At 41.3% G+C, this 14184-nt stretch carries 12 protein-coding genes; 5 read left to right on the forward strand and 7 right to left on the reverse strand.

All coding sequences use genetic code 11. The features are described from left to right. Window positions 1-89 precede the first annotated feature (89 nt). Both MAMP_RS14635 and MAMP_RS14640 read left to right on the forward strand, forming a co-directional pair. Window positions 90-1223, forward strand: coding sequence for an HD domain-containing phosphohydrolase (locus MAMP_RS14635; RefSeq protein ID WP_007146874.1), 1134 nt, complete (start codon window positions 90-92; stop codon window positions 1221-1223). After that, on the forward strand, window positions 1207-3780 hold the full coding sequence (locus MAMP_RS14640) for an ATP-binding protein (protein ID WP_007146875.1): 2574 nt from the start codon (window positions 1207-1209) through the stop codon (window positions 3778-3780). The genes MAMP_RS14635 and MAMP_RS14640 overlap by 17 nt, the downstream gene beginning before the upstream one ends. Here the strand turns inward: MAMP_RS14640 and MAMP_RS14645 are convergent. From MAMP_RS14645 to MAMP_RS14655, 3 genes are all read right to left on the reverse strand, one after another. Next, the gene (locus MAMP_RS14645; protein ID WP_007146876.1) at window positions 3770-4660 is read right to left on the reverse strand and encodes a crotonase/enoyl-CoA hydratase family protein; all 891 of its coding nucleotides are present in this window, start codon (window positions 4658-4660) and stop codon (window positions 3770-3772) included. The two genes, MAMP_RS14640 and MAMP_RS14645, sit on opposite strands and share 11 nt — an antisense overlap. A 222-nt stretch (window positions 4661-4882) precedes the next feature. Next, the gene (locus MAMP_RS14650; protein ID WP_007146877.1) at window positions 4883-7276 is read right to left on the reverse strand and encodes an EAL domain-containing protein; all 2394 of its coding nucleotides are present in this window, start codon (window positions 7274-7276) and stop codon (window positions 4883-4885) included. A 164-nt stretch (window positions 7277-7440) separates the two neighbouring features. Continuing rightward, window positions 7441-8385: a YbgA family protein gene (locus MAMP_RS14655; RefSeq protein WP_007146878.1), complete on the reverse strand. Its 945-nt coding sequence runs from the start codon at window positions 8383-8385 to the stop codon at window positions 7441-7443. A 93-nt stretch (window positions 8386-8478) separates the two neighbouring features. Between MAMP_RS14655 and MAMP_RS14660 the strand changes: the two genes are divergently transcribed. Beyond that, window positions 8479-9378, forward strand: a complete 900-nt coding sequence (locus tag MAMP_RS14660) for a TIGR01777 family oxidoreductase (protein ID WP_007146879.1) — start codon at window positions 8479-8481, stop codon at window positions 9376-9378. 9 nt (window positions 9379-9387) lie between these two features. Then, on the forward strand, window positions 9388-10398 hold the full coding sequence (gene hemH, locus MAMP_RS14665) for a ferrochelatase (RefSeq protein ID WP_040576634.1): 1011 nt from the start codon (window positions 9388-9390) through the stop codon (window positions 10396-10398). Here the strand turns inward: hemH and MAMP_RS14670 are convergent. From MAMP_RS14670 to flgA, 3 genes are all read right to left on the reverse strand, one after another. Next, the gene (locus tag MAMP_RS14670; RefSeq protein WP_007146881.1) at window positions 10395-10883 is read right to left on the reverse strand and encodes a flagella synthesis protein FlgN; all 489 of its coding nucleotides are present in this window, start codon (window positions 10881-10883) and stop codon (window positions 10395-10397) included. The two genes, hemH and MAMP_RS14670, sit on opposite strands and share 4 nt — an antisense overlap. 13 nt (window positions 10884-10896) lie before the next feature. Continuing rightward, window positions 10897-11199, reverse strand: a complete 303-nt coding sequence (gene flgM / locus MAMP_RS14675; RefSeq protein WP_007146882.1) for a flagellar biosynthesis anti-sigma factor FlgM — start codon at window positions 11197-11199, stop codon at window positions 10897-10899. Window positions 11200-11264: 65 nt separating this feature from the next. After that, window positions 11265-11963, reverse strand: a complete 699-nt coding sequence (gene flgA / locus MAMP_RS14680) for a flagellar basal body P-ring formation chaperone FlgA (RefSeq protein ID WP_007146883.1) — start codon at window positions 11961-11963, stop codon at window positions 11265-11267. A gap of 134 nt (window positions 11964-12097) precedes the next feature. Here flgA and MAMP_RS14685 point away from each other — a divergent pair, with 134 nt between their 5' ends. Further along, window positions 12098-13018 (forward strand): chemotaxis protein CheV, encoded by a 921-nt coding sequence (locus MAMP_RS14685; protein WP_007146884.1) that lies wholly within the window; start codon window positions 12098-12100, stop codon window positions 13016-13018. 31 nt (window positions 13019-13049) lie between these two features. Here MAMP_RS14685 and MAMP_RS14690 read toward each other — a convergent pair whose 3' ends face one another. Beyond that, window positions 13050-14183, reverse strand: coding sequence for a DUF4340 domain-containing protein (locus tag MAMP_RS14690; RefSeq protein ID WP_007146885.1), 1134 nt, complete (start codon window positions 14181-14183; stop codon window positions 13050-13052). Window position 14184: the final 1 nt, after the last annotated feature.

Consider the following 14184-nt stretch of genomic DNA (forward strand, 5'->3'; position numbering starts at 1 on the left):
ACTAGCAGCCTACAGGTTTCGTAAGCTGTCTTTAGTGGCTTTATTGCAGGATGCGCGGTCAGAAGTGCCACATAATCAGGTAAACCATCTTGATTCGCGAAGACAAACTAATCACTCAGAGTCCCTATGCAAAAGCCAGGAGGCAAAGCATTCTGAAAAAATCAAAACACGTATTGATCATTGATGACCAATCTACAGGGCGCACAATTCTAGAACGCATTATTCAACAAATTGCTGACAATATTGTTGTTACGTCGTTAAGTAGTCCGGGAGAAGGTCTAATATGGCTTAACGATAATGAACCGGATCTCATCGTCACCGACTATCGTATGCCGAATATGAATGGTGTGGAATTTATTCAAAAAATTCGCGTCATGCCTCATTGTCAGACTGTACCTATTGTGATGATCACTGTTGTTAGTGAAAAATCTGTTCGCTACGATGCTCTTGAAGCAGGTACTACCGCATTCCTAACCCGACCAATAGATCAGATTGAATGCCGAACCACTTGCCGAAATCTACTTCAAATGCAGGAACAGCACCTGATTATTCAAGACCGTGCAGACTGGCTGGCAAGGCAAGTTGAGATTGCCACAAAGAAAGTGGTCGATCGCGAAAAAGAAACCTTATTACGATTAGCTCGTGCTGGCGAATATCGAGATGAAGGCACAGGAAATCATGTTATTCGTATGGCGAAGTATGCACGCGTGATTGCTGAGTCGCTTAATACTTTCAGTCAGAGAGAGTGTGAGGAATTAGAATATACCGCTCCCATGCATGATATTGGGAAAATTGGTATTCCTGACGGTATATTGCTTAAAGCAGGCCCGCTAAGTGAACATGAGTGGGGAATCATGCAAACCCATACGACTATTGGACATGCCATTTTATCGGACAGCCAGTCTCGCTACATGCAAACGGGCGCTATCATCGCCTTGAATCATCATGAACGTTTCGATGGAAAAGGTTATCCGAATGGATTAAAGGGTGATGAAATTCCCCTCATCGCACGTGTTGTTGCTGTAGCCGATGTATTTGATGCCCTTGTCTCTGAAAGACCATACAAAGTGGCATGGCCATTTCAAGACGCCATTGACTATATAAGAAAACAATCTGGCAGCCATTTTGACCCTGAATGTGTTGATGCGTTTATCGAAAGTCTCGATAAGATAAAAGCAATTCAGGCTGAGTATGCGGATGAACCTAATGAACGATTCAGATAACGCTAAGCCCAATCGTAAACACCGTTTTTTAGCTCGCTTAGAACACTTTCGTTCCATCCTAAATAACACCGGTGACAGTGAGCCTGAGCAAGCCATCAAAGTACGCTTAACTATTGGTCTTGGTATTCTTTTCTATTTCGCCTTGCCATGGAATGATGGTGAGCAGCTACAAGATACGTTGCTTTCTCATCCCACCTTAGTCACTTTAATTTATTATGCTGGCGCTATGGCCATTGCCATAGCGATATTGCGCCATCCTCATCCCTCTCCTTTCAGACGCTTTGCCGGTATCCTCTTAGATCTGGGCTCTTTGTCGATTCTGATGTTTTATTCAGGCGATGAGAGTGTGTTTCTGTTTATTCTCTATCTCTGGGTAATTTTGGGTAATGGCTTCCGCTATGGCACTCGATACCTTTATCTTTCACTCTGCGTGGGATTGATTGGCTTTAGTATCGCGGTGGTTTACGGTCCTTATTGGCAGGATCTCCAGCACAAACCCATTGGGTTTAGCTTACTGTTGTTATTGCTGGTCATCCCTGTCTACTCGGCATTTTTAATCAATAAACTGCATGTCGCTATAAAAACGGCAAAACTTGCCAATGAAGCTAAAAGCCGTTTTCTAGCGAATATGTCCCATGAATTAAGGACACCCCTAAACGGTGTAATAGGCATTGCAGACTTGCTAGGTGAAACCAAGCTAAGCCCACAACAGTACGAATTCGTTAATATCATGCGTAATTCAGCGCAGACCTTATCGGGTTTAATTGAAAATGTGCTGGATATTTCAAAAATCGAAGCTGGCAAGATACATATTGCTAAAGAGAGTTTTGATTTACATTCTTTGATTAATAACATTATCGAATTACAGGCCGTAATGGGTGAGTCTAAGGACCTCCGCGTCAGTTATCATATCGACTCAAATATTGATTATCGACTGATAGGCGATCCACAACATTTACGTCAAGTTCTAATTAATCTATTGGGAAATGCCATTAAATTTACGGACTCTGGTTCGGTAAAATTACTGTTAGAAAAATTAGCGACTGATACAATAAGTCAAAAAATAACGATACGGTTCGAAGTACGTGATACTGGCATCGGCATAGCTGAAGAATATCTGGATAAGATATTTGATAACTTCACGCAAGCCAATATGTCAAACACGTCGAAATACCAGGGTACAGGGCTCGGAACCACGATCTCTAAACAGCTCGTAGAACTCATGGGAGGAGAGATAGGTGTAAAAAGTGAACTCGGCAGAGGAACAACGTTCTGGTTTGAACTGCCTTTTGACACCCACTCTGAATATGAATTGGAATTAAACGAACATAAAGTACTCGTTCTCGCTACAGAAAAAATCACTTCATCTTTATGCCAAAGCTTTGACACATGGAATTTGGAATATCAATGTGTACAGTCTTCAGCTCAGGCAATGTCAGCCTTAATGACCGCAGCAGAAAATGAACAACCTTTTTCTACTTTAGTCATCGATAGTGATTGTATGGCTGGAATCAGCCCCGTTCAATATGCACAACTTTTAACTCAAGAAGACAGTCTTCAACATTTGTCGTTAGTGTTAGTCAATCATAATGAAGATGTGCTTCAGGACGAAGAGCTTAACCAGTTTTATCGTTCTTCAGTAAAAGATGTGTTGGATAAAAGAGCTTTATTTAATGCGCTGCATTCAGCTGAGTCTACATTCTATAACGCTGATAAGGTGGTTAAGCTCAATGAATACTATCAATCCGAAGCTAACTCCCAGACTCAATTAACTATTCTTATCGCAGAAGATAATGTTGTTAATCAGCGGGTATTATCAGGCATCTTGAGTCAAATAGGACACAAGCTTATCTTAGCCAATACCGGTGAAGAAGCGATGAGTCTTATCAGCGAGCATTACGACGAGATTGATTTAATGCTACTGGATATGAATATGCCCGGTTATTCTGGAATTGATATCATCAAAGCAACTCAATTCATGGACACATCAAGAAAAATACCGTCCATAATCCTTACCGCTGATGCCACACCTGAAGCTAGACAAAACAGCATTGACGCCGGTGCTGATATTTTTCTGACAAAACCTATCAATTCAAAAGCACTATTGTCAGAGATAGCAAGTTTCACAAAACAATCAAAACAAAAGCAGTCATCGCCTCCGTTCAGTGAGAGTATTTCAACACCAGACAATGAACAATTACTCGATTACAGCCTCATCTCCGAATTAGAACAACTTGGCGGAGGTGAACAATTTATCAATAGCCTCGTCAGTGGCTTTGAGTACGATGGCCGCAAGCACATTGATATTATCAACAGTGCCGTCTTCGATGACTATTATCAATATCGTGAAAGTTTACATGCCCTTAAGGGCTCTTCCACTGAAATTGGCGCCATCAAACTTGCCGGGTTAACACGTCAGGCTGAACAGATAAAACCCGATCAAATCAACAGTCACGAGATCAAACAAATCGCCCGAGATATCAGCCAGGTATTTAATGACTCATTAGTTGCCCTCAAAAAAACCATTACCGACCATAATTATGAAACTAAACATTAGCCGATGCTAAGACATCTGTTTTACTGGATTGACGATGGACTAGACGTTGCATCATACGTAAATCACGAGGTTGCAATTTCAATGCTGACTCAGCCCAAATTTTAGTGATCGTCAATAATTCGTCATAACTAACCGCACTACAGGCATCCTTAACCTGTCTCATAGCCCGATGGCTATTCGCATTTTTGTTCGATTTTTCAATATAACGATAAACTTCCCATTCGCCTTGTCCAGGCTCAGCGAGAATATCGACAACGCCCATCTCGTAAAGCTCTTCAGCAGAATATAACTTACCGGCCAGAATCATTTTTTCTGCTTTTGATGCGCCAATTTTTCTTGATAAAAGTGAGAATGCACCCATACCAGGGAATAAATTAAATAAGACCTCGGGAAGCCCGAGTTTGGCGCCCTTTTCAGCAATCAATACATTACTTGATAGCGCTGACTCGAAGCCCCCTCCCAGTGCATCACCTTTGACTAAAGCGATAGTGGTCAGATCGCTATCGAGATGGGACATATTGGCATATAAAACGTCAATGCAGCTCACTGCATACGCCAGCAAACCATCGGCATCTTGCTGCTCAATAAGATTTGCAAACAGCCCCAGATCACCTCCCAAATTAAAGATGCCATCAACATCTGAGGCTAGCACCAGGTAATCGTATTTTTGCCCCTGAGATAATCGCATGTCTTGTTTAACACTCGAAAAATAGCTAGCAATTTCACTCAGTAAGGTCGGTGTAAAACAAGGTCTGGGCTCTCCATGCATACGAAACCAGCCTGTACGATATTTTTTATCATAATGTGTAGATAGTTGTGAAAACTGATTTTGCTCCTGTTGTAATTGAGCGGCGTCATCCATTTTTGCCAGGGCATTCATACATCATCTCCTATACAGACTTAATTACCAAAAAAGTAAAACATGCTGGATAGTTAAGCTTTTGCAGGAACCATGCCCAAACAACAAGATAGCAATAAAATATATTTTTATATAATTATCAATAACTTAAATTAAAAATAAAGCGATAGCAATCGATTATGTAACTGTCAATTATCTGACTAGAAATATCACGCGCAACTTTCTTGCTAGAGTCTTATCAAATTATGCTACAGGCTCAATGGTTTGAGTATGATGAAGAATGCCATCAATAGGTTCAGGTTTTCCTAAATGATATCCCTGACCATAATCAACGCCAATGGCTTTTAACTTTTGCCAGATTTTTTCATCCTCAACAAATTCAGCAATAGTTACCAATCCCATAACATGACCGATATCATTAATCGATTTAACCATTTCATAATCAAGTGGGTCGATGTGCATATCTTTCACAAACATTCCATCAATTTTAATACTTTGTACGGGTAAATTTTTCAGATAGGCAAACGATGACAAGCCACTACCAAAGTCATCCAAAGAGAATTTGCAGCCTAACTCCAATAAGCTTTTAATGAAGTAGTGAGCTTGTTTCAAATTACCAATAGCGGCGGTTTCAGTAATTTCAAACTTAATCATTTCCCGACGAAAAGACGCTGAGGATAATTTTGTCTTGATAAAGTCCAACATATCCTCATTACCTAGGCTCGTACCTGAAAGGTTAATAGCTAAGTATTTTAAATGGGGTACGGAAGTGTAATGTTCCTCCAACCATTCAAATACATGGCTTACAACCCATTTATCAATTCGTTCAGACAAATTGTAACGCTCTGCCGAGGATAGAAATGCGCCCGGTGGGAATAATCGACCCGCTCTGTTTCTCAGTCGGACGAGTACTTCATACATGTCCAGTGAGCCTGTTGCAGTGCTAACAATAGGTTGTGCATACAACTCGAATCTATTCTCGGTCAATGCATCCTTTATCTCATTGACCCATTTAAACTCTCCCTTCTGAGTGGTTAACTGCTGATCTTGTTCCTGATAAATGTAAACGCGGTTTCTGCCAGAATTTTTGGCCGCATAGCATGCACTGTCGGCCTGTTTAAGCGCCTCAGTTCTATCTCGAGTGTGGGAGGTCACCATCGTGACACCAATACTGACACCGACAGTAAAAACTTGAGACTCCCAGATAAACTGGAATTGCGATATCAATTCTTTAATTTCATTTGCAATAAACTCGGCTTTTTCCAGCTCACAATCTTCCACAAGAATCGCAAACTCATCACCGCCAAGTCTTGCTAACGTGTCGCTTTTTCGTGTGGAATTACCGAGTAACGATCCTAACTGCCGAAGCAGTTCATCTCCTGCAATATGACCACAGGTATCGTTAATGACTTTAAATTGGTCCAAATCAAGGAAACATAAGGCATGTTCAGTTCCTATTCGCTGAGCATCATTCACCAGCATCGACAATCGTCGCTCAAATTCAGTACGATTAATCAAACCAGTCAAATCATCATGTGTTGCTTGAAATGACAATTTCTTCGCTAGTTTTCTTGACTCGGTGATATCCTCATAAATAGCGACATAGTGACTAATCTGTTGTTTGTCATCATAAACTGCTGCGAGATAAAGCTTAACCCAGTAGAGACTGCCATCTTTCCGGCGGTTTTCGATTTCTCCTGACCATTGCCCATCAGAAGCAACCTGATGCCAGATTTCGTCAAAAAATGCTGAAACCATTTTGTTCGATTTGTAGCTCTCGAGTCTCTGGCCAATCATATCGGTGGCAGAATAACCTGATACCTGTTCGCATTTTTTGTTGACATACTCAATCGTACCCTTTGCATCCATAATCAGAATAGAATTTGGACTTGACTCTACCGCCCGAGATAACTTGAGCATGTGCGCCTGACTGGCTTGTAATTTTTCATTACTCAGTTGTAACGCTTTGGTTCGCTCTTCAATAAGCTCTTCGCGTTTTATCATTTCATCATTAAGTTGATCTACTAAATACTGATTTTTCTCTTGCAGGTTCAAGCTTCTGATCAGATTGTGGTTCGCCCGCTTCGCCATAGAAAACATCAAGGCATAAAAAGCAATAAAACCAAACATTAGGATGTAAACCAATTTATCCGCTGACGTAGTCTCGATCTGATAAATTGACATACTGGTAAGTAATACTAATTGGGGAAGGGTGTACGCCAGAAAAGTAGCGAAATAAGCACTTAGTACAGGCACAGCAGCAGCTATCACAGTGCTGATTAGAATATAGAATAAGGTATTGATTTGAACATCGTCGATAATGACATAAAAAATACTTGCCAACCCCCAAACGATCCCAACACACCCCGTCAGAAAGGTATAGAGAATAATCCATTTTTTTGGCGTAAAACCAAAAATATCATTATGTTTTTTATATAGAAACAGAACTATCAGCCGTATTGAAGACAATAGGCAAATAGTAAGACTCCAGCTAAATAATAATATTGAGTGGGACTGGACATGATCAAAAAACACGATAAAAACCAGTATGGAGACGCCCATTACTGTGAGGTTAGAAAACAACACTTCGTCGTATAAGCGATCAGCTTGTTTTCTTAGTATAACTTGAGCATCCATATCTAGCTTATCTATCCGTAACGTTATGAATACATGAGAATATCATTGATTAGAATCTCATTACTAACCCCATGTCACCGGAATAAACTAAGCAGCAGAAGTTTTTGCTAAATTCTCCATCACTAAACGGAACTCACCCTCATCATAATTCATCATTAATAACGTCAAATAGCATTCCTTAAGCTTAAATCATCTGGATAAGGCTGCAAGTATGCCTGTTTGTTTATGTATGGATCTGGATGATTGTTAAAATGATGCCGTAACAGTGTCACAGGCACTATCAAAGGAATTTGCGCAGTTCTGTATTGTTCAATTATCGTCGCCAGCTCTTGTTTTTCAGAGCTCGAAATTTTTTTCTTCAAGTACCCCTGTAAATGCATCAATACATTTGTGTGGGTTTTTCTTGATGCTAATGTTTTCAGTGTCGTCATTAACTCTGCAAAATAACGCTCACCCAATGCATCTGGTTCATGATTACCCGCATCCGCTAACATACGGCCCAACTCGGCATACTTCGATGGAGAATGTGCCATCAAGGTATATTTATAACGGACATGGAAATCTAAAATGGCTTTTACCGTTAAGCCCTGCTTTTTGAGCTGAAGCCAGTTCGCATAAGCAAAAACACGTGTTACAAAGTTCTCTCTTAGTAAAGGCTCACATAATCGCCCCGACTCTTCCACCGGTAATAAAGGATGTAAATTGGTAAACGCTTTGGCATACAAGCCTCGTCCAGGAGTAGCAGAAGGATAACCATTTTCCTGATAAACCTTTACCCTGAACAAACCACAGCTCGGTGAATTTTTCATAAAGATATATCCACACAAGTCTTGATGTTCTGCTGCTTTTTTTTCTCCAAAAGCCGTCAGTGCATGACTGTAATCTAACGTCTCATCATGAACGGCAACCGCATCCGGGCTCTCAGGGTTACCCACCAAACGTATTGGTTTGCGTGGAATAGTCATGCCTATTCCCACCTCTGGACACTCAGGTACAAAATCAAAATAACGCGACAAACTCTCTGTAGCCAGACGCAAATGTTTATGCGTACCGTCATAACGTACTTCATGACCTAGCAAACAACTACTGATGCCGACTTTAATTTTCATCTCTTCACGTCCATCTCATCTTGTGTAAATTATATTAGCATTGGAATTACTAAAAAATGTGAAGGTCTGGCGAAGATTATTAAGGACATCAATATGCATTATCTAATTACTGGTGGTACAGGACTCATTGGCTCATCACTCTGCCAGCATCTCTTAACATCGGGTAATGATGTCACTGTTCTAAGCCGAGACAGACAAAAAGTCTACAACCTCTTTAGTGACAAGGTAAAAACCGTAGAATCTCTTGATGAAATCGATCAGAAACATGCTGTAGATATTGTCATTAATCTTGCCGGTGAACCTATTGCGAATAAGAGATGGAGTGAAAAACAAAAAACAATTTTGGAAAAAAGCCGAATCGACTTGACCAGAAATTTAGTCAACTGGATAAAAAGTCTTCAGCATAAGCCACATACATTAATCAGCGGCTCAGCCGTTGGCTGGTATGGCGATCAGGGGGCTCAACCGTTGACTGAGGATAGCGCTTACAAAAGTGACTATGCTCACGAACTTTGTGAGAAGTGGGAGCAAGCCGCATTAGCCGCTGCGGATGATATCAGAGTCTGTATCATTCGTACCGGACTCGTTCTGAGCATGGATGGTGGTGTTCTTCAACGTATGCTATTACCCTTTAGACTCGGGTTTGGCTGCACGCTCGGAGATGGACACCAGTTTATGCCATGGATTCATATTACTGACATCGTTCAACTTATTATTTATATCAGCCAGAATCCTTCAGCAACAGGGGTATTCAATGCTACAGCTCCTCATCCGGTCACAAATAAAACGTTTACCCACACTCTGGCCGAGCAGCTACATCGCCCCACATTCCTAAAAGCACCCGAATCAATTTTAAAATTGGCATTAGGTGAAATGTCTCAACTTTTATTAGGGGGGCAAAGAGCGTATCCGGAAAAAGCCAAGGAAATTGGTTATCAATTCCAATATACTGAGCTAGATAATGCTCTCTACAATCTTTTGAATAAACCGTAAACTAATCCTATGACAAAACGTGCCATCTTATTAGCTAACCTTGGTTCTCCTGACGCACCTACGACAACAGCCGTACGCCGATATCTTAATCAGTTTTTAATGGATCCATATGTGATTCAACTGCCCTGGATACTACGCAGGATGATTGTCAGCCTGTTTGTCTTGCCCACTCGGCCAAAGGCATCAGCAGAAGCCTATCAAAGTGTATGGATGCCTGAAGGTTCTCCGCTAATCGTTTTATCAGAAAAGTTGAAAAATGCACTTCAGGCTAGACTAACAATGCCTGTAGAAATGGCAATGCGTTATGGCAATCCTAGTATTGAACAGCAGCTATTAAAAATTACCGCAGATAAATCGATAGAAGAAGTACTCTATATCCCACTTTACCCGCATTACGCAGACAGCACGGTGACCACATCTATAGAGGAAGCTAAGCGTGTTATCAAAAAACATGGATTAGATATTACGCTGACGATCATCCCTCCCTTTTACGATCACCCTCAATACATAGAAGCTTTAGTGACAAGTGCTCAGCCTTATCTCGAACAACCTTATGACCACGTGGTATTTAGTTATCATGGGCTGCCCGAGTCACATATCACTAAATTGGATAGTTCGGGTTCACACTGTCTAAAACAGAATAATTGCTGCCAGGGGAGTCATCCCGCTCATAAAACCTGCTATCGACATCAGGTTATGAGAACCACTGAATGTTTCGCCACGCAAGCCGGTTTAGAAAGACAGCGTTATTCCGTCGCATTCCAGTCTAGATTAGGCCGGGCAAAATGGTTAGGACCAAATACAGAAGACACCTTGCGAGATTTAGCTCAACAAGGTGCAAAACATGTCATGGTTTTATGTCCGGCATTTGTCACCGATTGTCTCGAAACATTAGAAGAAATTGCCATTCGTGGCGAAGAAGTCTTTAAAGAAGCCGGCGGCGAGAAATTGACGCTCATTCCATGTATGAATGATGATCCGGCATGGGTAAATGTGCTAGCAGATTGGTGTCAAAATTAGACGCGACCAATTAAAGGTTGTCTGACAACTTGGCTGGTATATTCACCACCGGGTCCGTAAGCGCCAGTTTCGGGATCGCGTCCACGGAGAATAGATAAAGCCCTGACCAAATATTGCCGGTTTACATTGATAATGCCACCGTTTATTTGATTAAACTCCCGGCAAGTTTTTGCCACTTCACGAAGCCGCGATACCTGCATAGACATACGAGTTGCGTCGGCTTCTTCCTGGTTTGCAATAAAGGCCTCTAAACCAGACTTTCCTGCTGGGAAACCGACAGCAGACAGTAACTGCTCACGCTGTCGGGCAAGTTGCTCCAGCTTTAACAGGTACGGCTGTTTGAGTTTGGTTATTTCAGAGACTTTATCAACATCTGAAATTTTTAACGCATCACGTTCCTGCTTTAACAGGCTTGCAAGTGCAGTACTATTGCTGATTTCAGATTGTAAAATCGTACTCAGCTGCTGCATGGCATTCATTGACATGAGGATGTCCTTTCTACAAGTTACCCTCAAAATCAATCATTTTTCGTGCCAACTGTTGACTGTCCACCTGATAAGTGCCGTTATCAATTGCCGCTTTAATACTATCGACTTTAGTCTGATTTACAGTAGGGACATCAGCTAAGCTTTTTTCTACCTGCGACAGTGTATCGCTTAAACTCACTTTATCACTTTCCGTGTTTGGGCTTGATGTTGTCACTGACGGTGATTTTTCTGCCGTCTCATTGCGTTCACCTACATTTCGTGACGGGTTATATTCCGTCTGAGATGGTGGTTTAATACTATTAATATCAGACATATAAGCTGTCTCCGTTTATCTTATGTTTGTTGTATCGGCAGCAAAGAAAGAAAGTTGAGAATTTTTTACATTGTCACCTGAACAATGCCTGGCGCCTGTACGACACCTTCTACCACCCGGTTTGAAGAATTATTTTTTACTTTAATTTTATCACCTAAAACGGCATCTTCCATCGCCATGCCATTCATCCTCACTTCCATGGATCCTGCTTGCGCAACAAGTATGACTTGTTCACCTCGCTGAACGACTTTCTGTTGCTTGAGACTACGTGGAGTCAGCGCTGTTCCCAAAGCAACGGGATACTTTAACTGTTGACCCAATACCTTGTTAGTTGAAAGTAAAAAACCTTGCCGTAAGTCACTAATATCCTGCATAACAATTTTAACATCGGATGCTTTCAAAGTCTGATTTGCTGACAACGCTTTCGCTGCCACAACGACAGGGCGCATGACTTTGACTTGAACAGCTACGTATACAGTCCACTCTATTGGCGCAAGACAGCGGATGCCGATAGTTCTTTTTCCGACTGTATTAGCATTGGATGTAGAAAAAGCTTCTAAATCACCAGAACAGGCTTGCAGTCGTAAGCGTTTATCCATAGCATCAACAATCACTTGAGGATTGTCGTAATAGGCTTGTGCATCGTTCATGGCAAAAACGTAAGCAGTTTGCTCAATTCCGGCTAAAGCTTGTAAAGATTCGGCATTTACAGAAGGCGTCAAAAAAACGACACTTAGAAAGCATAAAAAAAATCTACGAATCATGCGAGTTTACCTAATATGTGAGGTTAAAAAACTTCTTGATTTCAATGCTGCAAGTTATATGCCTAGACTCAATCGCAAAAACTCAAGACTTGTTAAGCATTGCCGATAGCATCATTAAGTATAGAGGAGTCAACATGAGCAGCATTATTGATGGTGTAGACCAACGTACCAACCTTGCCGGTACGAATCGTCTGGAGTTATTGTTATTTCGTCTAGGCACCGCTCAGCTTTACGGCATTAACGTTTTTAAAGTTCGTGAAGCGATTGCTTGTCCGGCCTTAACCAAGCTTCCACAGTCTCATCCTAATATTAAAGGTATGGCCTCTATACGTGGACAGACCGTCAGCATTGTTGATTTATCACAAAGCATCGGACGTCGACCTATACAAGATATGGCAGAGAGTTTTGTCATCCTCGCCGAATATAACCGTTCTGTTCAAGGATTTTTAGTCACCTCTGTTGAACGTATTATTAATATCAGTTGGTCTGATGTATTACCGCCACCAGCAGCATCGGGTGCCAGCAGTTATCTGACTGCTATTACCAAATTTGAAGACAAGTTAGTCCAGATTATTGATGTTGAGCAAGTTTTAGCCGAGGTGATGGGTATTCAGGCTGACGTATCTTCTGAGTTGGTCAATAATTATTCTGAACATAACCAAGAGATACGACAACATATTCTGGTGGTTGATGACTCCAGTGTGGCCAGAAATCAGATTAAACGCACGCTTGAGCAAATTGGTTTAGAAATTACCTTAGCTAAAAATGGTAAGGAAGCTCTGGATATGCTCAAGGCGTGGAAAGCGAATGGTGAAGATATCTATGAAAAAATCGCCTTAATGATATCCGATATCGAAATGCCAGAGATGGATGGTTATACACTGACATCTGAAGTTAGAAATGACCCGGCAATGAAGAGCTTGCCCATTCTATTACATACCTCAATGAGCGGCACATTTAATCAGGCACTGGTTTCAAAAGTCGGTGCAGATAAATTTATCCCTAAATTTTCTGCTGATGAACTAGCGGCAGCAGTACAGTCAATGCTGAAATAAAAAAAGGCTCTTTTCAGAGCCTTTTTTATGCCTAGCGGAGTGGTCCAAAACCATTTAAATCAGCCGGCATTGGGATAACATTATTTTTTTCTGTAACAATATCGGCTTTCGCTCTCATCAGATTAGTCCCTGTAAAACCACTTACACGATATACCCAGTCAGACAGTTTTTTATTTAAGGCTTCCGCTTCAGTTTTGACTTGTTCTTCTGATTTCAGTACATCAAGCGCTTTAATATCATCAGATGCTTCGCTGATCAGTTCCGGCTGATAATCCGCAGATAACGTTGAATAGTAGAAACCATCAATAAATGACGTTTTGGTGGTTATCACCAAACCATCAAATGTAATAAACCGCGCAATGACCACGTCCGCGTCGCCCCGATTAAAATCTTTTTTCGGTAACACGTCTTCCATACGCAACTGGTGTAATGATCCCGCTATGTCGTACCCCAACTGAGGATATTTAAATACGGTTTTTTCACCCGACTCAGGTGTGCCAAATTTGTCTTTTTTGCCTAAATTTACCAGCGTAGCAATATCACCATTAGGCTGAATAATTTCCACCCGAGCAATACGTTCACGCGCTAAATCAATAACCTGACTATCAATCCAGTTCAACATCACTGGACTAATCAGCAAGTAGCCTTCGGCTAACCAGCTTTGCTCGTCACCTACACGCCTGACATAAAACTGTTTAGGGCCAGCACTGGCGACAGTCACGTCACGTTGCTTACCTAATAGTAAGCCTGCAATGTCATTATCTCCATGCTTTAACAACACTTTGATCGAATCACCATCAGGCGTTTCAGGCTTAGCACCATCCACGCCCAGCACAGCATATTGCTCTGGATTAGAGGTCTTTTTCTCCATCAGCTTTGCTTCTGATAGATCAATCAACATACGCTTCACTTCATCAAAGTTTGCTGGATAGTTGTAGTGATCAGGAATAAACCAGTCTTCCCCTTCTCGATGCAGTGAAAACTGATCTTCACCACTGCTGAATTGAATATTATCTACCTGACTCAATTCACTGAATAAATCAGGAAACAACAATCCATAATCATCATCATTATCATCAGTTCGATAAATGGTTACTAACATCAGCAATACCATCACGACCGTAATAATGAAAAGAATAGTCAAACTGTTGAATTTTTTTGTCATG

It is taken from the genome of Methylophaga thalassica MP (assembly GCF_000214595.1).
In the GTDB taxonomy this organism is placed as follows: Bacteria; Pseudomonadota; Gammaproteobacteria; order Nitrosococcales; family Methylophagaceae; genus Methylophaga; species Methylophaga thalassica.